This is a genomic window from Nocardioides eburneus, from assembly GCF_040838215.1.
Classification (GTDB): domain Bacteria; phylum Actinomycetota; class Actinomycetes; order Propionibacteriales; family Nocardioidaceae; genus Nocardioides; species Nocardioides eburneus.
Map to the genome: position 1 here is coordinate 1 of NZ_JBFPJR010000047.1, position 22,114 is coordinate 22,114.

Consider the following 22,114-nt stretch of genomic DNA (forward strand, 5'->3'; position numbering starts at 1 on the left):
AGGACCTGTGGGAGCGGTCCGCCGCGCTCGTCGCGCTGGTGCTGCTGTCGCCGCTCCTCGGGGTGGTCGCGCTCGCCGTACGCCTGGACTCGCCGGGCCCCGCGTTCTTCCGCCAGGTCCGGGTCGGTCGGCAGGGCCGGCCGTTCACGATGCTGAAGTTCCGCACCATGTGCGCCGACGCCGAGCAGCGGCTCGCGGAGGTCGGGGAGCGCGCCGACCACCCCGACCACGTGCTCTTCAAGCTCGCGCGCGACCCGCGGATCACCCGGGTCGGGCGGGTGCTGCGCCGCTACTCCCTCGACGAGCTGCCGCAGCTGCTCAACGTGGTCCGCGGCGAGATGGCGCTCGTCGGGCCCCGTCCGGCGCTGCCGCGCGAGCTCGAGCAGTACGACGAGGACCCGCTGCGCCGCCTCGCCGTCACCCCCGGGCTGACCGGGCTGTGGCAGGTCTCCGGGCGCTCCGACCTCTCCTGGGAGGACTCGGTCCGGCTCGACCTCGACTACGTCGACAACTGGTCGCTCGGGCTCGACCTCGTCATCCTGCTCCGCACCGTCGGCGCCGTCCTGCGCCACACCGGCGCCTACTGACGGGCGAGTCGCGGGTTGTGACCGGTCCAGTCGCGGGTTGTGACCGGTCGAGTTGGGGGTTGTGACCGGTCGAGTCGTGGGTTGTGGTCCGACTCAGAGCCAGAAGGCGCGACTCGGTACGTCACGAGGCGCGACTCGGCCCGTCGAAAGGCCCGACTCGGCCCGTCACGAGGCGCGACTCGGCCCGTCGCAAGGCACCATTCAACCTCCGAGGAGGCCGGCGCCGAGGAGGTCGTCGGCGGCGCGGCGGACGGCCGCGAAGGGCAGCCCGGCGCGGTCGGCGATGGCCAGGAGGGAGGTGGCGCCGTCGGCGTACGCGAGGGTCCACAGCATCGCCATGACCGCCTCGGAGGCGGACCGGCCCCCGGTGGTGGGGTAGAGGCCGTAGGAGCCGAGCTGCGGCTCGCCGTACGGGCGGAGGTTGGTGTAGGTCGCGTCGTGCTCGAGCACGTCGACGATCTCCTGCAGCGCCTCGAGCGCCTCGACGAGGTGGTCGTCGGTCACGAGGGCGAGGTTGTCGGCGGAGGTGTGGTATTCCGGGTACTCGCCGTGCGGCGTCCGTGACAGCCGGCCGGCGGCGATGTCGAAGCCCAGGGCGTTGAACTGCCGCTCGTCATAGCCGTAGGGGGAGTAGTCGCGCAGCTCGCCGCCGTGCGCGCGCACGACGTGCGCGGCCGCGCGGTCGACGGGCCGGTCGCCGTGCCGGGTGCGCTTGTAGACCAGCGGCCCGGGGCCGCCCAGGCCGGTGAGGACGAGACCGTGGCGCACTCGCGGCCAGACGTCCGGGTTCTGTGCCAGCCAGGTGATCGCGCCGATGGTGCCCGGGGCGAAGACGAAGCGGAACGTGTGCCGTCGCGGCTGCTCGGCGAGCCGGGCGGCCAGCTCGACGGCGACCGTGAGGCCGGCGAGGTTGTCGTTGGCCAGCGAAGGATGGCAGACGTGGCTCGTCACCAGGATCTCCTCGGCGGTCTCCCCGGGGAGCACGAGCTCGCCGTACGTCAGCTCCCCGGGCGCGAGCGTGGTGTCGACGCAGACCTCGAAGGGGCCGTCGCCGAGGGCGTCGTACTGCCGCTGGGAGAGGCAGAATCCCCAGTCGCGGGTGTAGTACGACGTCCGGTAGGGGATCCAGTCGGGATGCTCGGGCAGCGTGTGGAGGTGGGGCTCGAGCTCGGCGCGCGACAGCCGGCCGCGGAACGGCACGCTGTAGCTCACCAGGTGGAGCGTGTGGTCGGCGAGGTCGACGACGGTGCGGCCCGCGCCGTTCCCGCCGTCCCGGCCGACGTCGCGGATCCACGCCGCGCGCACGTTCCACTCCTCCGGCACGGTCCAGTCGTACGCCGGGGTGCCCGACGCGACGGCCCGCACCTGGAGGGGGACGGTCTCACCGAGCACCGCGAGCGTCGCCCGCACGCCGTCGCCGGTGATGCTGCGGCAGATCGGGTAGAGGCGCTCCATCCGCGCCCGCATCCGCTCGGCGAGGTCGCTCATCGGGTCACCCGTGCGCTGTCATTCGGGCCCGTCGCTCAGACGAGCCGGAGGAGTTCGTCGAGCCGGCCGGCGCGCTGGAGGTAGGTGATCCGGTCGAGACGGACGAAGGTGTGCTCGAACTCGGTGGCCGAGAGCCGTCGGTCGCGCATGTCGCGGGCGAGCTCGTCGATGCCGAGCGGCACCGTCCAGGCCGGCGCGTAGGCGGGCAGCAGCCGACCGATCTTGCCGAAGTCGACGCGGTAGTCGCGCTTGTCCGGCGAGGCGCCCTCGGCGAAGGTGACCGGCGCCCCGGTCTTCTCGGCGACGCCCTCGGCGATGGTCCGGATCTGGACCACGTCCTCGTCCCGACCGACGTTGAACGCCTGGTCGTGGACGACGTCGCGGTCGGCCTCCAGCACGGACAGGAAGGCCCGCGAGATGTCCTCGATGTGCACCAGCGGCCGCCAGGGCGAGCCGTCGCTCTGCAGCCGCACCTCGCCGCGCGTGATCGCGGTGCCGGTGAGGTTGTTGACGACGATGTCGGCGCGCAGCCGCGGGCTGGAGCCGTAGGCCGTCGCATTGCGCAGGTACGACGGCGAGAAGTCGTCGTCGGCCAGCTTGCCGATCAACTGCTCGGCGATGACCTTCGACTCGCCGTACGGCGTGACGGGGTTGAACTCGCTCTCCTCGGTGACCGGGGCGTCCCCGGCGGCGCCGTAGAGGCTGCAGGAGGAGGAGAAGAGGTAGCGAGGCACGCCCGCGGCCTTGGCCACCTCGGCGAGGTGGACGGCGCCGTGGGCGTTGACCGCGTAGGTCGCCTCCGGGTTGAGGTGGCCGACCGGGTCGTTGGAGATCGCCGCGAGGTTGACCACCGCGTCGAAGCCCGCCAGGTCGGCGGGCGTCTGGTCGCGGATGTCACCGGTGCGCGACTCGTAGTCGGTCGTGAACGGACCGAAGTCGCAGCCGTCGTACCAGCCCGCGTCCAGGCCGACCACCTCGTGGCCGGCGGCGCGGAGGAACGGGACGAGGACGGCGCCGATGTAGCCGCGGTCGCCGGTGACGAGGACCTTCATGAGCACTCCTGGGTGAGGTCGAGGTCCACGAGGACCTTGTGGGTGTGGTACGCCTCGGCGTAGCGGCTGCGGCACTCCATGCCGCGCACCCGCATGAGGCCGAGGAAGAGCTCGTCATCCCACCAGTCGTGGGCGTGCTGGCTCGGGAAGCTGCGGTTGAGCAGGTCGACCTTCGCCCGCGCGGTCGTGTCGTCGAGCGGGACGTAGTGCGTCGGGGCGGAGACGTCGCCGTCCCACTTCGGGATCTCGTAGTGGAGCACCAGCGCGTCGCGCCACACCGTCGGCACCAGAGTGCCGACCAGCCGGTGGTCCTGGTGGGCGTCATCCGTGCGCGGCGCGAGGACGAGCCCCGGGCGGCATTCACGGGCGAGGCCCTCCAGGGCGTCCTTGACCGCGTTCCAGTGGTCGGGGAGTCGGCCGTCGAGCAACCCGGGGAAGTGCGTCTTCACCGCGGGCAGGATCTCCTCCAGCGCGGCGGTCGACTCGGCCACACGATCGGACGTGCCGGTCAGCACCATCGTGGTCAGCCGCAGGCCGGGGCGGGTGGCGAGCCGCAGCAGCGTGCCGCCGCAGCCGATCTCGATGTCGTCGGGATGGGCGCCGAGGCACAGCACGTCGAGCGGGCCGTCCGGGAGGTGGAGTCCGAGCATGGCAGCACGCTAGGCAAGCACCAGCGCGGGCGGAGCGGTCCGCCGGCGGCGTACCCAACCTTGGGGAGCGGGCCCGACGACCCTGGCTCGCGCGCACACACGACGGGACAGTGCAGGTCATGCGCCCTGCCCGCCGCGCGACCGCGGCCGCTGCTCCGACGGCTGCTGCCGTGCTGGCCCTCGCCGTCCTGGCGGGCTGCGGGCAGTCGGACGACACCGAGCCCGGAGCCGCCCACTCGCCGGCGCCCACGAGCACGGGCAGCACGGGCAGCACGGGCAGCGCCGCCCCCGACGGGCCCACCGGCCTGCCGTCGTACGGCGCCGGCGAGCCCGCCCGGGTCTGCGACTCCACGCTCCTCGACGGCCCGGCGCAGGCGCCGGCGGGCGCCGTCGTCGTGCCTGTCGGCCAGCGGCTCGACGAGGCGGTGGACGCGCATCCCGCAGGGACGACGTACTACCTCACCGCCGGCCGGCACACCCTCGGGACGGGCGCCTACAGCCAGGTGCTGCCCAAGGCGGGCGACTCGTTCGTCGGGGCGCCGGGGGCGGTGCTCGACGGGCTGCGCAGGAACCGCTACGCGTTCGGTGGCCCGGCGGCGGACGTGACGATCCGGACGCTGACGGTGCAGGGCTTCGGCAGCCGGCTGCAGAACCGCGACGAGGGCGTCGTCAACCACGACGCGGCGCCGGGCTGGCAGCTGATCGGCCTGCGCGTGCAGGAGAACGGCGGCGCCGGCGTGATGCTCGGCGACGGCAGCCTCGTCCGCGACAGCTGCCTGGTGCGCAACGGCCAGTACGGCTTCAACGCCTACCGTCCCGACGGGGTCCACGACGTGCGGCTGGAGCACAACGAGATCGCGTTCAACAACACCGCCGACTGGGAGCGCCGGATCGACGGCTGCGGCTGCACCGGCGGCGGGAAGTTCTGGGCGACCCGCGACGCCGTCATCTCGGACAACAACGTGCACGACAACCACGGCGTCGGCCTGTGGGCCGACACGAACAACACCGGGTTCCTCATCGACGGCAACACCTTCGCGCGCAACGACGGCCCGGGGGTGATGTACGAGACCAGCTACAACGCGCGGATCACGCACAACACCTTCACCCGCAACGCGATCACGGTCGGGCACGACGTCGACTTCCCCGAGCCGGCGCTCTACCTGTCGGAGTCGGGCGCCGACCCGCGAGCCGGCGACCGGTACGGCGACTCGCTGCTGGTCTCGGCCAACCGGTTCGTCGACAACTGGTCGGGCGTCGTGCTGTGGGAGAACGCCGACCGCTTCGCGGGCTCCCCGGCCAACACGTCCAGCGGCGCGACGACGCTCGCCGACCCGGACGTGGCGACGGAGGCCGCCTGCGGCACGCCCGCGAAGATCGGCACCGCGCCCTACGTCGACGACTGCCGCTGGAAGACCCAGCACGTGCGCGTCACCGGGAACCGGTTCGAGCTCCACCCCGGCCGCATCCCCGGGTGTGCGTCCTCGGGCGGCTGCGGCTTCGTCGGGCTGTTCTCGCAGTGGGGGACCTATCCCGCCTGGTCGCCGTTCAAGGGCGCCGTCGTCGAGGACGCCGTCACCCTCCACCAGGACAACCGGTTCGGCGACAACAGCTACGTCGGGCCGTGGCGGTTCATGGCGCACGAGCTCGGCCACCCGGTCAGCTGGGCCGCCTGGCGCGCCGCGCCGTACGACCAGGACCACGGGAGCACCGTGCGGAGGTAGCGCTGCTCACCTCGAACGCAACGATGTGACGCCCACCGTGCGCCGAGGCGCACGGTGGGTGTCACATGGTGCTCTCAGCAGGACGCCGGCGAGGGGACGTCGACCGGGATGATCGGGCGACCCTGCTCGACCGGGCGGTCGCGCCACAGCGCCCACGGGGAGACGCCGCGACGGTAGAGGTCCTCGAGCTGCGTGCGCTCCTTCAGCGTGTCCATGGGCGCCCAGAAGCCGTCGTAGGGGACCGCGCGCATCTTCTTGTCGCGGGCGGCCTTGATGCAGCCGTCCATGACGAGGTCGTCGCCCTCCTCGAGGTAGTCGAAGATGCCCTGGCGCAGGACGAAGTAGCCGCCGTTGATGGCGTAGGGCATGTCGGCGGCCGGGATCAGCCCGCGGACGTTGCCGGCCTCGTCCATGTCGACGACGTGGAAGGAGTCCTGCGGCTTGACCGCGAGGAACTGGCCGACGGCGTCGGTCGCCTCGAGCTGGTCGATGAGGTCGTTCATCGGGGCGTCGGTGAGGACGTCGCCGTAGTTGGCGAGGAAGACCTCGTCGCCCTCGAGGTAGGGCCGGACGCGACGCAGGCGCTCGCCGATGGCGGTGTCGATGCCGGTGTCGATGAACGTGATCGTCCAGTCGCTGATGTCGGTGTCCAGCATGGCGACGTGCTCGCCGCCCTTGGTGAGCACGAAGTCGTTGGACGCGGTCTCGCGGTAGGACAGGAAGTAATCCTTGACCGCCTGGGCGCCGTAGCCCAGGCAGAGGACGAACTCCGTGTGCCCGAAGTGGGCGTAGTAGCGCATGATGTGCCACAGCACCGGGCGGGTGCCGATCGGCATCATCGGCTTGGGCAGCGTGCTGTTGTCGGCACGCATCCGCATGCCGAGGCCGCCGCAGAAGAGAACGACCTTCATCGGTGTGCTCCTTCGAGGATCTCGAGGTGCGGCAGCGCGACGACGAGCCGACCACCCCAGTCGTGGACGTAGGACAGCTGCGCGGAGATCTCCTGGCGGAGGTTCCACGGCAGGATCAGGACGTAGTCGGGACGGGCGGCGGCGAGCGCGCTCTCGTCGTGGATCGGGATGTGGGTCCCGGGCAGGAACTTCTCGTGCTTGAGCGGGTTGCGGTCGACGGTGAAGAGCAGCAGGTCGCTGCGGATGCCGCAGTAGTTGAGCAGCGTGTTGCCCTTGCCGGGGGCGCCGTACGCCGCCACCAGGCTGCCCTCGCGGTCGCACTGGATCAGGAAGTCGACGAGCGCGTTGCGGACCTGCTCGACGCTGCGGCTGAAGCCGGCGTGACCGGCCAGCGAGTGCAGCCCGGCGCGCGCCTCCTCGGCCAGGACCCGGGCGACGTTCGCGCTCGGCGCCTCGGCGCCCGCGGCCACCCGCTCGGTCGGGACCGACCAGGTGCGCAGCGAGCCGCCGTGGGAGGCGAGCTCGTCGACGTCGACCACCGTCAGGCCGGCGGCCGCGAGGACGCGCTGGGTGGTGAGCAGGCTCAGGTAGGAGTAGTGCTCGTGGTAGATCGTGTCGAACTCGTTGCCCTCGATCAGCCGCAGCAGGTGCGGGATCTCGATGGACACGACGCCGTCGTCGGCGACCAGCGCACGCAGGCCCTTGGCGAAGTCGACGATGTCCGGCACGTGCGCGAAGACGTTGTTGGCGACCACGAGGTCGGCGCTGCCGTAGGTCTCCGCGATCTTGGTCCCGGTCTCCTCGCCGAGGAACATCACCTCGGTGTCGATGCCCTTCGCGACCGCCGCGGCGGCGACGTTGGCGGCCGGCTCGATGCCGAGCGAGCGGATCCCGCGCGCCACGGTGTGCTGCAGGAGGTAGCCGTCGTTGCTCGCCACCTCCACGACGAACGCGTCCTTCGTCAGGCCGCGCTTGGCGATCGCGCGCTCCACGAAGTCCGCGGCGTGCTTGACCCAGGAGTCGGAGTAGGAGCTGAAGTAGGCATAGTCGCTGAAGATGTCCTCGGCCGGGATGTAGCTCGGCAGCTGCACGAGCAGACACTCCGGACACACCCGCACGTGCAGCGGGTAGAACGTCTCACCCTGGTCGAGCTGGTCCGCCGCGAGGTAGCTCTCGCACGGCGGCGACATGCCCAGGTCGACGAAGGTGTGGGTCAGCTCGGCGCCGCACAGGCGGCAGAGCGGATATGACATGGGTCCCCCCTCGGAAGATCTGACGGCATGACCTTCACGGGCGTACGACGGCGGCCGGGGCGCCTCGGGACCCTTTTGCCTCATTTGAGGGACCGGCGTCGGGAGCGGGGCGGCAGCCAGGTGACCACCGATATGAGGGATATCCGTGGCCGAGCGCCCTCGCGGGCGACCGGGCGCGCGACGGTCGAGACATGCATGTCGCCACCACCGCCATCCCCGGGCTGCTGACCTTCACGCCGGAGCCGCACCACGACGTCCGTGGCTTCTTCAGCCGCACCTTCGACGCCGACGTCGCCCGGGCCGTGGGGGTGGTGCCGGAGCGGTTCTGCCAGGACAGCCTCTCCCGCTCCGCGAAGGGCGTCATCCGGGGGCTGCACCTGCGGACCGGCCGCGGGGAGGCGAAGCTCGTGCGCTGTTCCTCCGGCGCGGTGTTCGACGTCGTCGTCGACCTGCGACCCGGCTCGCCGGCGTACCGGACCTGGGTCAGCTTCGAGCTCTCCGGCGACCGGCAGAACTCGATCTTCGTGCCGCCGGGCTGCGCCCACGGGTTCCAGGCGCTGACCGAGCCCGCCGACACGTCGTACCGCATCGACCGTCCGCACGACCCGAGCGAGGACCTGACGATCGCGTACGACGACCCCGAGCTCGCCATCGGGTGGCCGCTGCCGGTCGGGGCGATGTCGGACAACGACTGCGCGGCGCGCCCGCTCGCGGAGCTGGAGGACCAGCTCGGCCGGGTGCTGGCGGCGGCGGGCTGAGCCGGACCGGATGACCCGGGCGCGGCTGCTCGGCGCCGTCGGCGCCGTGGACGTCCTGCTGGGGCTGACCCTGGTCGTGGCCACCGGGCGGCTGGACCCGGTCGACCGGCGGATCCTCGACATCGTCGACCCCGACCTGGTCTGGGGTACGCCGCAGCGGCTGTGCGACGTCGTCGTCGAGCTGCTGCAGCCCGCGGTGACGGCGACGGCGCTCCTGCTCGTCGCAGCGATCGCCTCCCGGCACGCGCGCAGCACCGGCCCCCTCGTCGGGGCGCTCATGGTGGTCGCCGCGGTGGCGCTGCCGCTGCTCGTCGTCAAGGTCCTGGTGGACCGAGCGCCGATCAGCGGCAGCGGCACCAGCTTCCCGTCGGGGCACGAGGCGAGCCTGGTCGCCTACCTCGGCACGATCGCGCGCACCCGCCCGCCGCGCCTGCGTCGGGCCGCGGTCTGGGGGACCGCGGCCCTCGCCGTCGTCATGGCGGTCGCACTGGTCGTCACCGGCACCCACTGGGCCAGCGACGTCATCGGGGGAGCGGCACTGGGTGCTGCGGTGCTGCTGGCTCCGACGAGCGCGCGGTGGCCTGTTCGGCCGGCGGCCGGTCGAGCCGGTCGAGCCGGTCGAGGAGGTCGGGCCGGGGGCGGGCGGTCGCGGCGACGCCGTACACGATGGAGTACGGCGGGACGTCCTTCGTGACGACCGAGTTGGCGCCGACCAGGCTGCCCCGGCCGATGCGGACGCCGGAGCCGACGAACACGTTGACGCCGAGCCAGACGTGGTCCTCGATCACCGTCGGGCCCTTGACCCGCATGCCCTGGTCGAGCGACGGCTTGTCGGGGTCGCTGACGACGTGGTCGGCGTCGGTGATGTAGCAGCCCTGGCCGATGATCGTGTGGTCGCCGATGACGACCAGCTCGTGGGCGCCGACGGTGACGTTGCGGTTCATGCCCACGCCGGCGCCGAGGAGGATGCGGGCCCCCTCGTTGCCGCGGACCGTGACCTGTCCGTCGAAGATGCAGCCGCGACCGACCTGGAGGCGGCCCTGGCGCAGCATCTGCAGTGCGTTGCCCTGCAGCGCATAGCGCATCGAGCAGCCGCGCCGGAGCATCGCCCAGTGCAGCCGCAGCTTGCGCCACGGCAGCTGGTCCTTGTGGCGCAGCTTGTGATGGACGAGCCAGCGGGCCGTCTGCCGGGCCGGCCAGCCGGTCGAGCCGGCGGTCGCGATCGCGGCGTAGGCGTCGATCTCGCGGGGGGTGGTGTTCATACGGTTCATCGGGGGCCTCCCGAGCTCTCATGGAGCGCTCCGGTGAGTCGCTCCGCCTGGTCGTCCAGCGCCTCCTCGAGGCGCCGGCACGTCTCCTTCATGTGCTGCTCGTCCGCCTCGGCGACCACGCGCTCGAGCTGCGCCAGCAGCAGCTGCGGGTCCACGGCGTCGAGCCGCTGGCTCGCTCCGCCGAGTCCGAAGAGGGCGAGCAGGTCGGCGGCCTTGGGGGCATAGCCGAGCGCCACCGTCGGGCGCGTGGTCTTGAGCGCGGCGACCAGGGTGTGGAAGCGCGCGGCGACCACCACCTCCGCCTGCGCGGTCTCGACCATGACGCCGGCGAGCGTCGTCGCGGGGCTCACCACCGCGCCCGGCGCCGCGGCGGCGACCCGCTCGGCGACCGGGCGGTCGGCGTCGTCGCCGGTGACGAGGGTGACGGTCCGGCCCTGGGCGAGCAGGGCGCGGCAGGTCGTCGCCATCGCCTCCTCGAACCGGGCGAGCACCGCCGGTCCCCGGTCCGGCGTGTCCGGGCCGCCGTAGTAGGCCATCACGCCGACCACGACGTGACCGGGACGCACCGGGCCGGTCCCCGGCGTCGGCAGGCCGAAGACCAGGTCGGCGGCGACGTCCACCCGGCGTCGTACGCCCAAGCGGCGGATCGCCTGCCGGGAGCGTTCGTCGCGCACGCTGACCTGCGCCGCGAGGCGGGCCGTCCAGCGATGGAGGACGCGGGTGAGCGGGTCCGTCGCGACCTCGGCGCCGATGTCGAGGAGGACCAGCGGGCGGCGGCGCAGCCGGCAGCTCACCGCCACGACGAGGAGCCAGTAGGGCAGCCCCCAGGGCGGCAGCCCGAGCCCGGACTCGAGCGTGCCGGAACCGGGGACGACCACGGCATCGGTGCGTCCGACGGCGCGCCACAGGCGGGGGACGTCGAGGAGCCGGCCGGCCGCCTTGAGCGCGGTCACGCGCAGGCTGCCCGAGGCGAGGTCGCGCCGGTAGGTCATGATCCGGGTCGCCGGGATGCCGTGGTCGCGGGTCACCGCCTCCGGGTCGACGCAGAGCGCCGAGAGGGCCACCGGGCGGTCGGGCGGCTGCGCCTGCGCCCAGCGCCGCAGTGCGACCAGCGAGGCCTCGTTGCCCTGGTTGCCGATGCCGAGGTAGCCGAATGCCGTCACCCGGATCGCCTCGCGGGTCGGCAGGTCGCGGGCGCGGACGGCGGGGTCGACGCTGGCCGCGGCACGGGCATGCCGCCGGCCGGGGACGAGGCGGGAGGCGAACCAGCCGGCGAGGGCGCGCAGGCACCGGAGCCGCTCGAGCCGGCCGAGGGGGGCGTCGTGGATCGCGAGGAGATAGGCGGCGACGTACTCCAGGTAGAGGCGGAGCATCGGGTGCCGCAGCCGGCTCCGGCGGCGCGGGTCGAGGCCCGCGGCCCGGGCCCGGCGGTCGGGGCTGCGCTCACCGCGGCCGGGGTGGTCGCGGCGGTGGTAGAGCACCTCCGGGTCGTGGTGGAACGGCCCGTGCAGCGCGAGGGCGGCGACCATGACCCGGTCGGCGTGGTGGTAGCCGCCCAGCGGCCGGATCGCGCGGAAGACCTCGGTCCGGCCGACGGCATAGAAGTCGTTCCCGCCCTGCTCGTGGAGGAGACTGCGGAACCGGTCCGAGGCGCGCGGCGCCGAGGTGTCGAGGAGGTAGGCCGGCACGGCGATGACCGCCCCGGTCTCGTCGATGAAGCCGTCGGCCGAGTGCGCCAGCGCCAGCGCGGGGTCCGCCTCGAGGGCCTCGACACAGCGCGCGAAGAGCGTGGGCGCGTAGCGGTCGTCGTCGGAGGCGTAGGCGAACCACCGGCCGCGGGCCAGCGCCAGGACGGCGTTGTGGTTGCCGGCGGCGCCGAGGTTCACCGGCTGGTGCACGTAGCGCACGCGCGGGTCGCGGGCGGCGTACGCCCGGGCGATCTCGCCGGTCCGGTCGGTCGAGGCGTTGTCGGAGACGATCACCTCGAGGTCGGTGAAGGTCTGCGCGAGCAGGTCGTCGAGGGCCTGGGCGAGGAAGCGCTCGCCGTTGTAGGTCGGCAGGCCGATGCTCAGGGCAGGCGTGGAAGTGGTGGTCACGGCAGTGCTCCCGCGGGCTCGAGGGCGGTGGGTACGGCGGCGGTGTGCTCGCGCAGCCCGCGCCGGAGCTGCCACCACCAGATGACGACGCCGATCCCGGCGCCGAGGGCGTAGCCCCAGGCCGACCCCTTCGCGTCGCCGACGAGCGCGCCGAGGCCGCCGCCGACGACGTAGAGCGCGGAGCCGGTGAGCTGCGCGGGGAGGCTGCGCCGGCTCAGGCCCATGGCGCGCAGGCCGGTGGTGGCGACGCCGGAGAGGCAGCCGAGGCAGACCGCGATGGTCGCGGGCAGCACGAGCGGGTCGACGGCGTGCCAGATGTCGCCGAGGAGCGCCTGGCCGACGCCGAGGGGGAGGACGACGAGCATCGCCGTGCCCCACAGGGCGGCGAGCGCCGCCTGGACGCCGCCGAGCGCGAGCAGGAACCGGGTCGTCCGCGCCGGCTGCTGCTTGAGGACGTGCGAGGCCTCCGGCACCGCGACCTGCGCGATGCCCATGAGGACGACGAGGAAGGGCCCCATCAGGATCTCCGCGGCGCGGATCTGGCCGACGGAGACGACCCCCGCCGCGAGGCCGACGCAGACCAGCCGCAGCTGGCGGGAGGAGCCGACGGCGAGGTTCTCGATGAGGTAGCGCCCACCGAGGTGGAGGTGGTCGACCAGCCAGCCGCGGACCGCGCTCGGCCGCGGCCGCACCCGGGCGAACGCCATGCCGGTCAGCGCCGAGATCGCGGCCGAGGCGCCGAACATGGCGAGGCAGGCCGCGTCGCTCTCCCAGCCCAGTCCGACGAGCCCGACGAGACCGCCGATGAGCAGGACGGTCCACAGCAGGTCGAGGACGAGCGCCCGGTCGCCCCGGCCGATGGCGAAGAACGCGAAGCGCCAGGCGTCCTGGAGCATGAGCAGCGGCAGGCCCGCGCCGAGGACGAGGAAGCCGGTCCCGAGCGGACCGGGCAGCGCGAGGCCGGCGACCGCGCAGAGGAGGCCGGCGGCGACGCCGACCGCGACCGCGGTGGCCGTCGCGGCGGCCACGGCCGGTCGCCAGGCCTCCCGCGAGGCGTTGCTGAAGCGCACCATCAGGGTGTCGGTGGCCAGGCCGCGGGAGGCGTTCAGCACGACGGCGTACGTCACGAAGGCGAGGCTGAAGACACCGAAGTCGTGCGGGCCCAGCTCCCGGGCGACGACGAGGCTGACCGCGAAGTTGCTGATGCTGGAGACGGCCTGGTCGGCCACGCCCCACCCGAGTCGTCGAGCCAGGTGGAGACTCATGACAGCCCACCTCCGGTGGCGTGCAGGCGTACGGCGGCGTCGTACGCCGCCACGAGCTCGTCGAGGTGGGCGGCGGGCGCGAACCTCTTGACGTGCGTGGTCCGGCCACGTCGGCCGAGGGCGGCGTAGCGCTCGGGCTCGCGGTCGACATCAGCGAGGACCCGGGCGAGGTCGTGGTGGTCGCCGGCGGTGTAGAGCGTGCCGTCGACGCCGTCGGTGACGATCTCGGGGAAGGAGCCGCGGGCGGGCGCGATCGGTGCGACACCGGTCGCCATCGCCTCGATGGCGACCAGGCCGAAGGTCTCCTCCCACTGCGACGGCACGAGAGCGGCGCGGGCGTGCGCGAGCAGGGCGAGCGCCTCGCGCCCGGAGACGTTGCCGAGGACGTCGACCGAGTCGTGCCGCCGGGCCCAGCGCCGGACGGCGTCCTCGAGCGGCCCGCCGCCGGCGATGACGAGGCGCAGCGGCGAGACGGGGTGGACGGCCCGGAACGCGTCCCAGGCGTGCATGAGGAAGCGCGCGCCCTTCGCGGCGTCGAGGCGGCTGAGGCTGACGACGGTGTGGGTGCGCCGCTCGGCCGCGACCGGCGGCTCGGCGGGGGTGGGGACGAAGTTTGGCACCACCCGGATGCGGTCGGCCGGCAGACCCAGCCCGGCGAGCAGGTCCCGCTGCGACGCCGAGATGCAGAGGTAGGCCGCCACGGCGCTGCGCCAGAGCGTGCGGTTCGCCCGCAGACCGGCGGCCACGGGCAGCGTCGCGGCGCGCGAGCCGCGGTAGCAGCCGTGCCGGAGGGCGGGCGCCACCGCGCCGTCGGCGCACGCGTGGCAGGGCCGCCCGTCGCGGAAGAAGTCGCCCGAGGCGCAGAGCAGCTTGTAGTTGTGCAGCGTCGCGACCACGGGCACGCCGGCGTCGCGGCAGGCGACCAGCACCGAGGGGCTGAGCAGCGGGAAGGTGTTGTGCACGTGGACGACGTCGGGACGGTCGCCGGCCAGGAGGGCGGCCAGCTCCCGTCGTACCGCCGGGTCGTGGATGCTGGTGACCGACAGCGCCGCCCGGCGGGCGAGCGGCCAGCCGGCGATCGCGTCGCTGTGCCGCTCGAAGGAGGCGACCTTGTGGCCCGCCTCGCGGAGCAGGGCGGCCTCCCGGTCGACCACCTGGTTCTCGCCACTGGGCGCCCCGGAGCGATAGCGGCCGTGGACCTGCAGGATCCTCATGAGGCACCTCCGGTGCGAGGAGCGCTGCTGAGCAGCGCGGCGGCGACGACGAGGTCGAGCAGGTACGACGACGGCGCCGACAGACCGGTCTCGGTGATCGACGAGATCAGCACGTAGACGACCAGGAACGCCCCGATCGCCCGCTGCGGACCGCGCACCCGGACGGCGACCATGAGCAGCAGGACGAGCAGGAACGCCGCCTCGACCATGAGGCCGAACCAGCCGCCGTCGAGGTAGGTCGCCACCCAGTTGCTGTCGATCGGGAGACCGTTGAACGACATGTTCGACATCCCGGAGCCGAACAGGTCATGGCCCAGCGAGCGCTGCTGGGCGAAGACCATGTCCCAGACCTTCGTGCGCCCGGTGAGCTGGCCGACGTTCTGCGTCGTCTGGCCGCGCAGCAGCCAGTGGGTCACCTGGGAGGCGAAGACGGTCGCGGCCAGGAGACCGACGAGCGCGCCGGTCGCCGAGACCCGGCGTACGCGGGCCTGGGAGAGGAAGAGCGTCGCGCCGGCGACGAGCAGCGCGACGAGGAGCGCCAGCAGGGCGGTCCTGGTGTGGCTGAGGAGCAGCACCGGGGCCGCGACGAGCACGGTGAGGAGCGCGCCGCGCGTCGGCACCAACCGGCAGGCCCAGCCGATGACGGTGACGCCGAGCAGCACCGCCGCGTAGTGGCCGACCTGGGTGGCCGGGATCGGCCAGATCACCCCCGCGAGGCGCCCGTCGAACGAGCGCGCCGTCCCCGGAGCGACCGCCAGGCCGAGCACCACGCTGCCCACCAGGATCCGCAGGACCGCGAGGTGGCTGCGCAGGATCGTGAGGTCACGCCGGCCGAACCACGGCGAGAGCAGCCAGAGCACCGCCACGAACGTCGCGAACCGGGCCGCGCGGAAGACCGCACCGGTGACGTACGTCGCGTGGAAGCCGGCCGCCAGCCCGGCGATGGGCAGCAGCGAGACCAGCACCAGGAAGAAGCTGCTCCGCAGGAGCCCCCGGTGGTTGGCCAGCAGCGCGAAGCCGAGCGCCGCCAGCAGGGCGCCCTGGTTGACCACCTGCGCCGCGGTCCGCGGGATCGGCAGCACCGTGGTCGCGCCCAGGAAGGGCAGGACGTTGAGCACGAGCATGCCCCAGGCGAGGACCACGAAGAGCGGCAGTCGCTTCGCGCGTACGCCGCCGGCGGCCGTCCGCGGCAGCACCCGGTCGAGCAGCCAGCGGCTGACGTCGGCCGGGCGCCGCGCAGGGACGAGCGTGCTCACGGCTGCTCCACCGGTGCGGGCACGAGCGGGTCGGCGCAGTGCGGCGCGGGCAGCGCGGCCGGGTCGGGCACCGCGCCGGCCACCACGTCGGAGTGCCGGCCCACGGTCTCACCGTCGTCCGCGGCGGACGCCGGGGTCGCGCCCTCGGCGGCGCGCCGGCCGGCGCTCTCGTCGCTCCGGTCGGCGTCGGCCAGCAGCGTCGCCGCCAACTCGATCCCGGCCGCGCTCAGGAGGTCGGCGGCGGAGCGGAGCCGCTCGGCGCTCGTGCTGCCGGCGGTGAGCAGCACGACCGCGCGGTCGGTCCAGGTCGCGAGCTCGTCGACGCCCGCACCGAGCTCCAGGCGCCCGACGACGAGGACGGTGCCGCTCGACAGGGCCTCGTCCCAGCCCTCCGGCGCGGTGGGCCCACCCGGCTGCCCGGGCTGCCCCGCTGGCCGGAGCCGGTCGGGCTGCTCGGGGTCGAGCGGTCCCCAGGCGAGCGCCCAGTCGGGGCGGTGGACGCGGGCCGCGACCCCGGTGAGCAGGTGACCGAGACGGCCGCGCGGCGTCAGGTCGACGACCAGGACCCGCTGACCGGCCTCGACGAGCGCGCGGACCGCGGTGACGGCGACCGCGTCGACCGTGCGGGCCGCGCGCCGGTCGCCGGCGAGCGTCAGCAGCGCCAGCGGCCGGCGCGGACCGGGGCGGCCGAGCCCCGCGACGACGCCGCGGGCCAGGGTGTCGACGCCGCGCCGACGGAGCGCCGGTCGGAGTGCCGAGGGCCGCTCGGCGGCGTACGTCACGGGTGCGTCGAGGGCGAGCGCGATCTCCTCGCGTCGGCGCAGCCGGGTCGTGGTGAGCGCCTGGACCAGCACGATCCCGAGGCCGAGCGCCCCGCCGACGACGAGGCCGGAGATCGCGCTGAGGATGACCCGCTTGGGTGCCGAGACCGGGACGATGTCGGCCGGGTCGACGACGCTGCTGGCGGTGACGACCGCGTCGATCGACGTGGTCGTGTCCTCGATCTGCTGCTGCAGGGTGTCGACCTGGGCCTGGTCCTGGCTGCGCTGGGTGAGGACCGTCTCGGCGACCCGCTGCTGCTGCGGCGACTTCCCGGAGCTGAGCGACGCGTACTGATGGGTGAGCGTCGTCATCTCGCTCTTCAGCTTCTGGATCCGCTGCTCGTAGCCGGCGACGAGGGCCTCCGACTCCGCACGCAGCATCGCGCCGCGATAGCTCAAGAAGGCCTGGCCCACGACCTGCGCCCGCGTGATCGCGGTCGTCTCGTCCGGACCGGTGATCCGGATGCGCAGGATCGTCGGGGTGATGATCGTCGCGGAGATCGCCTGGCTGAGCGCGGTCGGAGTCATGTCGAGCTTCGCGGCGGCGCGGTCGGCGACCTCGCGGGTCCGCAGGATGCTCAGGTCGGTCTGCATCGCCGAGGACGGGTCCTGCCCCTCGGGGTGGCTCAGGATGAGCGTCGTGTCCGCGACCGGGTCGGCGGGGACGGCGACGGCGTACGCGCCACCCAGCGCCAGGCCCGCCGCGGCGAGCCCGAGCCAGGTCCGCCGGCGTCGGCGCAGGGCGTTGCGGAGGTAGACCAGGCTCGCGAAGACCGGCGTCGACTGGGTCTCGTCCACGGCAGCGGCGTCGTCCAGGCGCCAGCTCATCGGGCCGCTCATCGCACACCGTTCCGGTGTGCGGTGCCGATGGTCAGCGGGGAGATCCCGGTGAGCCGCGTCGGCAGGGCGGGCTGGTCGGTGCGCTCGTGCTGGTGCAGCCGGCCGGTGGTGCGGTCGAGCTGGTCGGGGTCGACGACGACGACACCCACGATGGTGGCTTTGGCGTCGTCGGCGGCGATCGCCGCCCGCGCGAGCTCGTCCGCCGTGGCCGCGCCGGCCGAGAGGACCAGGACGACCGCGTCGGGTGGTGGCCCGGGTGGCACGGCCGTGGCGTCGGGGCTGCCCGCGGCGTCGGTCGCGCCCGGCCCGACCAGCGTCGGCGCCTTCCGGTCGAGGACGGTGAGCGTCACGTCGAGGTCGGCGGGGTCGCCTCCGCTCCCGACCCGGAGCCCGGGCCGCGGCTCGGCGCCGTCCGCCTGCCGCAGCGCCGCCCAGAGCGCGGTCGCGGAGGGCTGGCGCCGGCCGGGGACCAGCCGGGTGTGGAGACCGGTGCCGGCGGCGTACGACGCCGTCTGGATCGCGACGGCGAGCCCGGCGGTGTCGTCGTCGAGCGTGAGCATCGTGAGCCGCGTCGGCCGGGGAGTGGTCTCGCTGCCGTCCAGGGCGCGCCGCAGCACCTGGCGGATGGCCCACGCGTCGGTGGCGCCGGGCTTGTAGCCGCTCAGCAGCCCGGTCCAGCCGGTGACCGTGTGCGGCACCCGGCTGCGGATGGTGGCGACCACCGTGCTCCCGCACGCGTCCGCGATCGCGTCACGCATGCGCAGCCGCTTGTCGCGGCCGGCCAGCAGCATGAGCAGCAGGACGAGGACGAGGACGAAGCCGCCGGCGCCGGCGAGACCGTAGATCGCGCCCTTGCGGACCGGGTCCGGCGGGCTGGCGTCGGTGGCCGGCTGGATGATGCGCGCCCCGCTGCTGGAGCCCTCGCCGCCGGCGTACGCCGTCAGGCCCTGCTCCTCCTCGGCGATGCTGTCGAGACGACCGGCCAGGTCGGACATCTGGCCCGTGAGCGTCGCCTGGACCGTCTCGTCGGCGGCGCGCTGGGCGCCGGTCTCGGTCTTGATCCGGGCGTGGGTCGTCTTGTATTCCGCGGCGACCCGGGAGAGCGTCTCGTTGAGGGTCTTCTTGCGGTTCTCCAGCGACTCGCGGTGCGCGGCGCTCAGCGAGCTGCCCGACTCCTGGACGTAGTCGACCTCGGCCTTCGCCGCGGCCTGGGCGATCGACTTCGCGAGGTCGGCGTCGCCGGTCGTGACGGTGTACTCCACCACGTCCTGGCTCGGCGCGCTCACGCTCACGTAGGAGTCGAGCCGCTCGCGGGACATCGGCGGGTCCAGCGCCTTGGCTGCGGCGCCGAGCACGAGGTCGCTCGAGGCGATCTTGACCTCGGTCGCCGGGTCCCGGTTGGCCAGCTGCCCGCTGACCTCGAGCTGCGGCAGCAGCACCTGGCTCGTGCTCGTGTACGTCGGCGCCTGCAGCGTCGAGAGCGTCACGCCGACCGCTGCTCCGAGCAGTGCGGTCCCGGCGAGTGCCAGGCGGTGGCGCCGCAGCGCGCCGAGCCCCTGGTGGAGGTCGAGCAGCTGTTCAGCCATGGATGGATCCCCCCTCGGTGGTGTGCCGGCCCCGGGACCGGCGTGGCAACGGCACGTCGGCGTTCCCCGCCGGGACGGCGAGGAACGTCAGGGCCGTGGTGATCTCACGGGCCTCGGTGATCAGACCGGACCCGGTGAGGACAGTGGTCGGCACCTTCGTGCCGAAGCGCGGCGAGTACCACCCGAGGACCGGGTCGGTCTCGCCACGGTGGGTCGACCAGGAGAGCCCCGGGTCGAGCCGGAGCGTCGCGCGCCCGCGCGGCCAGACCAGGACGGCCAGGTCCAGACCCGGCCCGCCGCCCAGCGTGACGCGCACCAGCGGGCCGAGGTGGAGCATCACCCGGACCCGGTGCGGGCGGCCGTCGCGCGGCGTCAGCAGGTCGACGATGCGGACGCGCTCCTCCTCGGCGACCAGCGTGACCATCCGGTCGTGGCGTACGCCGGTGTACCCGTCGTGGTGGGCGACCCAGGTGCGCAGCCGGGGGCCGTCGTCGGCGCCGTGCTCGAGGAGCGCGTCGACCTCCGCGTGGGCGGACCGGGTCCACAGGAACGGGCCACCGGAGACGGACTGGTCGGCGCCGTCGACCTCGACGGTGCTGTGTGCCGCGGTGGAGCGGAAGTAGGAGCGCCAGGCGGGCTCGCCGTGGTAGCAGTACGTGCCCGGGTCGGCGAGCACGTCGACGCCGGCGTATCGCACCTCGACCGCGAGCGCGTCGGCGTGCGCGTGCGCCGCCATCGACCCGAAGCCGTGCGGCCCGCCGTCGCAGCGCACCCACAGCTCGGGCGTCGTGCCGCGCGGCGTCCGCAGGATCGCCAGGCCGGCGTCGTGGAACACATCAGGCCGCGTCGTCGGGCGGTCGCCACGCGGGCCGGCGCCGGTCAGGGCGCCGGCCAGCGCTCCGACCGCGACCGAGAGCACGGTGGGGGAGGTCGCGGGCCACCACACCGGCGCTCCGGCGTACGACGCCCCCGCGCTGAGCAGCTGGGCCCACGCCTCCTCGGGGCCGGCGTCGGTGCCCGGGTCGCGGGGACCGTCGACCACGAGCGCCCGGCCCTCGTCGCCGTCGCCCTGACGCGGCGGCCGCCCGGTGGCGTCGGGAAGCGCAGCGGCGGCGTCGAGCATGGCGGTGAGCAGCGCGGTCGTCGGCTCGTCGAGCGGGTGGGCGGCGGCCTCGGCCTCGACGGCCGCCACGAGGCCGAGCTCGGCGACGAAGCGGTGATAGTCCGTCGCGAGCTCCCGGTTGAGCCCGTCGCGGTCGGTGTTGGCCCGCAGCGCCCGGCCCAGCCGGGCGGCCGCGTCGCGCCGCCAGGCGTCGCTCTCGGCGAACCACCCGAAGGCGCAGGCAGCGACCAGGCGCCCGGTCTGTTCGGCGACGAGGTGGTTGTTGCCCGACGAGCCGGTGCTGGGGAAGGCGGCGAGCCAGCGCTGGTGCCACCACAGCTGCCGCAGGGCGAGGTCGTTCTCCTCGAAGAGCGCGCCGACGCCCGGCCAGCCGTCGAGCAGCCGCCGGATCCACGCCCAGCTCGTCAGCCGCACGCCGAGCTCGATGCCGCTGGTCCAGCAGATGCCGGAGAGGAAGGGGTTGGTGCGCCACCAGTCGCGCAGTTGGGCGGCCACGGTGGCGGCGTACCGCTCCTCGCCGGTGAGCCACCAGGCGGCGGCCAGCACGGTGAGGTGGTGGTGGCGGGAGAGCTCCCAGACCTGCTTGACGTTGCCGGTGACGGCCTCGTCGCGGTGGTCGATCGCGAAGCAGAGCCGGTCCTGCGGCGCGCGCCGGCCGGTGACCGGGTCGAGGAACCAGTCGGGTGCCGCGCTGTCGGGCCGCGTCACACCGAGCACCCGCCAGCGGCCGGCCAGCACGTCGTCGGCCGCCCCGACCACCGCATCGCGAGCGGCGGCCGGCACGAGGTCGGCGGTGCCCGCGGGCAGGGGGAGGGGGCGGGGGCGGCCGACGAGCGTGGTCCGGGGCCGGGTCACGGCGAGCGTCTCGGCGGGGGCGACCCGGCGCGGTGCCCAGGCGAGGCGAAGACCGGCGTCGTGGGTGCGCACGGCGACCTCGCCCGGGCTCATCCGGCCCAGGCGGCGGGCGTACCAGCCGAGCCCGCGGCTCACGGGCGGTCCCCTGTCGGGACGACGCGCGGCGCCGTGCGGCCGGAGACGTCCGCGTCCAGGGTCGCGCGGGTGGTCGCCACCAGCGAGTCGAGCGGGATCGGCATCGGGGCGCCGGAGCGTACGGCGTCCAGGAACGCCTCGAGCATGGCCCGCTGGCCCTTGTCCTGGCCGCGCAGGCTGCGGTGGGCGTCCTTGTCACGGCCCTGCCACACCGTCACCTTGGTGAAGTCGTCGAGCCGGGCGTTGCGGCCCGCGCCGGTGACGTCGAGCGTCTCCTTCGGGAACCGACGGCTGCCCGAGGTCAGGTAGCTGACCTGCCCGACCGAGCCGTCGGCGTACTCCAGCGTCACGTGCCGGTCCTCGCCGTGGGCGATGCTCGTGACCGCGGTCGGGTCGGCACCGACGAGCGCGGCGACGGTGTCCACGAAGTGGCCGCCCTCGCCCGCCCAGCGGCTGCCCTCGCGGGTGGTGTCGAGATACCAGCTGTCCTTGCCGAGCGCGCCGGCGTTGACGAGGTAGCGGACCTGCCGCGGGCCGTCGCCCAGCCCCGCGTCCAGGCGCTGGACGAGGGGCGCGAAGCGGCGGTTGAACCCGACCATCAGCCGGTCGTTCCCCGTCTCCGCGACAGTCGCGAGGATCCCGTCCACCTCCTCGTCGCTGAGCGCCAGCGGCTTCTCGACGAAGACCGCCTTGCCGGCCTCGAGCGCCCGGCGGACGAACGCCGCGTGGGAGTGGTGCCGGGTGACGACGAAGACCGCATCGACCTCCGGGTCGGCGAGCACCTCGTCGGCGTCGGTGCTGGTGTGGGCGAAGCCGAACGCGCGCTGGGCGTTCGCCGCCGACAGGGCGCGGGTCGTGGCGACCCGGTGGAGGTACGCCGTCGGCCCGCTCGTGCGGCCGCGCCGGGCGAGATGGGCCAGGTGGGGCAGCAGCATCGAGCTGGCGTAGCCGCCGGCGCCGATGAACCCGATGCCGACGCGTTCCTTGCCGAGCGGCGCGCTCGGCCGGGGACCGGCCGGGATGACGTCCCGTCGCGGGAGGGTGATCCCGGCCGGTGCCTGGCCGCCCGAGTCGCCGGTGTGGGGGAACGCAGCGACCCGGGCGGGATCTGGGGCGGGGTAGTCGAAGAGGAACCCGATCCCCTTCAGCTCCCCGGTGCGGAGCCGCTCGTAGACCTCGGCCGCCTCCGAGACAGGGTGGACGCCGTCGACGAGACTGGCCACCTCGAG

Annotated in this window: 17 protein-coding genes and 1 pseudogene; 4 read left to right on the top strand and 14 right to left on the bottom strand. The window is 74.0% G+C overall.

Annotated elements, in window-relative coordinates; genetic code table 11:
- On the top strand, positions 1–587 hold a 587-nt coding region (locus AB3X52_RS18085), incomplete at its 5' end, for a sugar transferase (protein ID WP_367995499.1).
- Between the two features lie 201 nt (positions 588–788).
- Here AB3X52_RS18085 and AB3X52_RS18090 read toward each other — a convergent pair.
- The 3 genes from AB3X52_RS18090 to AB3X52_RS18100 are packed head-to-tail and all read right to left on the bottom strand — an operon-like array spanning position 789 to position 3,777.
- The gene (locus AB3X52_RS18090; RefSeq protein ID WP_367995500.1) at positions 789–2,075 is read right to left on the bottom strand and encodes a DUF4910 domain-containing protein; all 1,287 of its coding nucleotides are present in this window, start codon (positions 2,073–2,075) and stop codon (positions 789–791) included.
- 35 nt (positions 2,076–2,110) lie between these two features.
- A complete protein-coding gene (locus AB3X52_RS18095) occupies positions 2,111–3,127 on the bottom strand; it encodes an NAD-dependent epimerase/dehydratase family protein (RefSeq protein ID WP_367995501.1) in 1,017 nt (338 codons plus the stop codon).
- Complete coding sequence (locus tag AB3X52_RS18100; protein WP_367995502.1) at positions 3,124–3,777, bottom strand: PIG-L deacetylase family protein; 654 nt, start codon at positions 3,775–3,777, stop codon at positions 3,124–3,126. Before AB3X52_RS18100 ends, AB3X52_RS18095 begins: the two co-directional genes overlap by 4 nt.
- A 119-nt stretch (positions 3,778–3,896) precedes the next feature.
- Between AB3X52_RS18100 and AB3X52_RS18105 the strand changes: the two genes are divergently transcribed.
- Positions 3,897–5,501, top strand: a complete 1,605-nt coding sequence (locus AB3X52_RS18105; protein ID WP_367995503.1) for a right-handed parallel beta-helix repeat-containing protein — start codon at positions 3,897–3,899, stop codon at positions 5,499–5,501.
- A gap of 74 nt (positions 5,502–5,575) precedes the next feature.
- Here the strand turns inward: AB3X52_RS18105 and AB3X52_RS18110 are convergent, their stop codons facing one another.
- Positions 5,576–6,412, bottom strand: coding sequence for a sugar phosphate nucleotidyltransferase (locus AB3X52_RS18110; RefSeq protein WP_367995504.1), 837 nt, complete (start codon positions 6,410–6,412; stop codon positions 5,576–5,578).
- Positions 6,409–7,665: a class I SAM-dependent methyltransferase gene (locus AB3X52_RS18115; protein ID WP_367995505.1), complete on the bottom strand. Its 1,257-nt coding sequence runs from the start codon at positions 7,663–7,665 to the stop codon at positions 6,409–6,411. Before AB3X52_RS18115 ends, AB3X52_RS18110 begins: the two co-directional genes overlap by 4 nt.
- Before the next feature lie 191 nt (positions 7,666–7,856).
- On the opposite strand from AB3X52_RS18115, the gene AB3X52_RS18120 reads away from it, so the two are divergent.
- Positions 7,857–8,423: a dTDP-4-dehydrorhamnose 3,5-epimerase family protein gene (locus AB3X52_RS18120; RefSeq protein ID WP_367995506.1), complete on the top strand. Its 567-nt coding sequence runs from the start codon at positions 7,857–7,859 to the stop codon at positions 8,421–8,423.
- 10 nt (positions 8,424–8,433) lie between these two features.
- Positions 8,434–9,117 (top strand): phosphatase PAP2 family protein, encoded by a 684-nt coding sequence (locus tag AB3X52_RS18125; RefSeq protein ID WP_367995507.1) that lies wholly within the window; start codon positions 8,434–8,436, stop codon positions 9,115–9,117.
- Positions 9,118–9,157: 40 nt separating this feature from the next.
- On the opposite strand, the pseudogene AB3X52_RS18130 reads toward AB3X52_RS18125, so the two are convergent.
- The 9 genes and pseudogenes from AB3X52_RS18130 to AB3X52_RS18170 all read right to left on the bottom strand — a co-directional run.
- Positions 9,158–9,694: pseudogene (locus tag AB3X52_RS18130) on the bottom strand (acyltransferase); the annotation flags it as partial.
- Positions 9,691–11,790 (bottom strand): glycosyltransferase, encoded by a 2,100-nt coding sequence (locus AB3X52_RS18135; RefSeq protein WP_367995508.1) that lies wholly within the window; start codon positions 11,788–11,790, stop codon positions 9,691–9,693. The gene AB3X52_RS18135 and the pseudogene AB3X52_RS18130, both read right to left, overlap by 4 nt.
- Positions 11,787–13,055 carry an MATE family efflux transporter gene (locus AB3X52_RS18140; protein WP_367995509.1) on the bottom strand — a complete coding sequence of 423 codons (1,269 nt, stop codon included), beginning with the start codon at positions 13,053–13,055 and terminating at the stop codon, positions 11,787–11,789. The genes AB3X52_RS18135 and AB3X52_RS18140 overlap by 4 nt, the downstream gene beginning before the upstream one ends.
- Entirely contained in the window at positions 13,052–14,269 is a 1,218-nt protein-coding gene (locus AB3X52_RS18145; RefSeq protein WP_367995510.1) for a glycosyltransferase, read from the bottom strand. The genes AB3X52_RS18140 and AB3X52_RS18145 overlap by 4 nt, the downstream gene beginning before the upstream one ends.
- A complete protein-coding gene (locus tag AB3X52_RS18150; RefSeq protein ID WP_367995511.1) occupies positions 14,266–15,525 on the bottom strand; it encodes a hypothetical protein in 1,260 nt (419 codons plus the stop codon). Before AB3X52_RS18150 ends, AB3X52_RS18145 begins: the two co-directional genes overlap by 4 nt.
- Complete coding sequence (locus AB3X52_RS18155) at positions 15,522–17,174, bottom strand: GumC domain-containing protein (protein ID WP_367995512.1); 1,653 nt, start codon at positions 17,172–17,174, stop codon at positions 15,522–15,524. The genes AB3X52_RS18150 and AB3X52_RS18155 overlap by 4 nt, the downstream gene beginning before the upstream one ends.
- An 8-nt stretch (positions 17,175–17,182) precedes the next feature.
- Complete coding sequence (locus tag AB3X52_RS18160; protein ID WP_367995513.1) at positions 17,183–18,772, bottom strand: Wzz/FepE/Etk N-terminal domain-containing protein; 1,590 nt, start codon at positions 18,770–18,772, stop codon at positions 17,183–17,185.
- Positions 18,765–20,885, bottom strand: a complete 2,121-nt coding sequence (locus AB3X52_RS18165) for an alginate lyase family protein (protein ID WP_367995514.1) — start codon at positions 20,883–20,885, stop codon at positions 18,765–18,767. Before AB3X52_RS18165 ends, AB3X52_RS18160 begins: the two co-directional genes overlap by 8 nt.
- Positions 20,882–22,114, bottom strand: a 1,233-nt coding sequence (locus AB3X52_RS18170) for a Gfo/Idh/MocA family protein (RefSeq protein ID WP_367995515.1), incomplete at its 5' end; no start/stop codon positions are given. The genes AB3X52_RS18170 and AB3X52_RS18165, both read right to left, overlap by 4 nt.

What these genes read in the sequence shown, in the direction of transcription:
- AB3X52_RS18090 (WP_367995500.1), bottom strand. Translation starts at nt 2,075, where the DNA reads ATGAGCGACCTCGCCGAGCGGATGCGGGCGCGGATGGAGCGCCTCTAC.
- AB3X52_RS18155 (WP_367995512.1), bottom strand. Translation starts at nt 17,174, where the DNA reads ATGAGCTGGCGCCTGGACGACGCCGCTGCCGTGGACGAGACCCAGTCG.
- AB3X52_RS18095 (WP_367995501.1), bottom strand. Translation starts at nt 3,127, where the DNA reads ATGAAGGTCCTCGTCACCGGCGACCGCGGCTACATCGGCGCCGTCCTC.
- AB3X52_RS18120 (WP_367995506.1), top strand. Translation starts at nt 7,857, where the DNA reads ATGCATGTCGCCACCACCGCCATCCCCGGGCTGCTGACCTTCACGCCG.
- AB3X52_RS18140 (WP_367995509.1), bottom strand. Translation starts at nt 13,055, where the DNA reads ATGAGTCTCCACCTGGCTCGACGACTCGGGTGGGGCGTGGCCGACCAG.
- AB3X52_RS18115 (WP_367995505.1), bottom strand. Translation starts at nt 7,665, where the DNA reads ATGTCATATCCGCTCTGCCGCCTGTGCGGCGCCGAGCTGACCCACACC.
- AB3X52_RS18110 (WP_367995504.1), bottom strand. Translation starts at nt 6,412, where the DNA reads ATGAAGGTCGTTCTCTTCTGCGGCGGCCTCGGCATGCGGATGCGTGCC.
- AB3X52_RS18160 (WP_367995513.1), bottom strand. Translation starts at nt 18,772, where the DNA reads ATGGCTGAACAGCTGCTCGACCTCCACCAGGGGCTCGGCGCGCTGCGG.
- AB3X52_RS18145 (WP_367995510.1), bottom strand. Translation starts at nt 14,269, where the DNA reads ATGAGGATCCTGCAGGTCCACGGCCGCTATCGCTCCGGGGCGCCCAGT.
- AB3X52_RS18125 (WP_367995507.1), top strand. Translation starts at nt 8,434, where the DNA reads ATGACCCGGGCGCGGCTGCTCGGCGCCGTCGGCGCCGTGGACGTCCTG.
- AB3X52_RS18100 (WP_367995502.1), bottom strand. Translation starts at nt 3,777, where the DNA reads ATGCTCGGACTCCACCTCCCGGACGGCCCGCTCGACGTGCTGTGCCTC.
- AB3X52_RS18105 (WP_367995503.1), top strand. Translation starts at nt 3,897, where the DNA reads ATGCGCCCTGCCCGCCGCGCGACCGCGGCCGCTGCTCCGACGGCTGCT.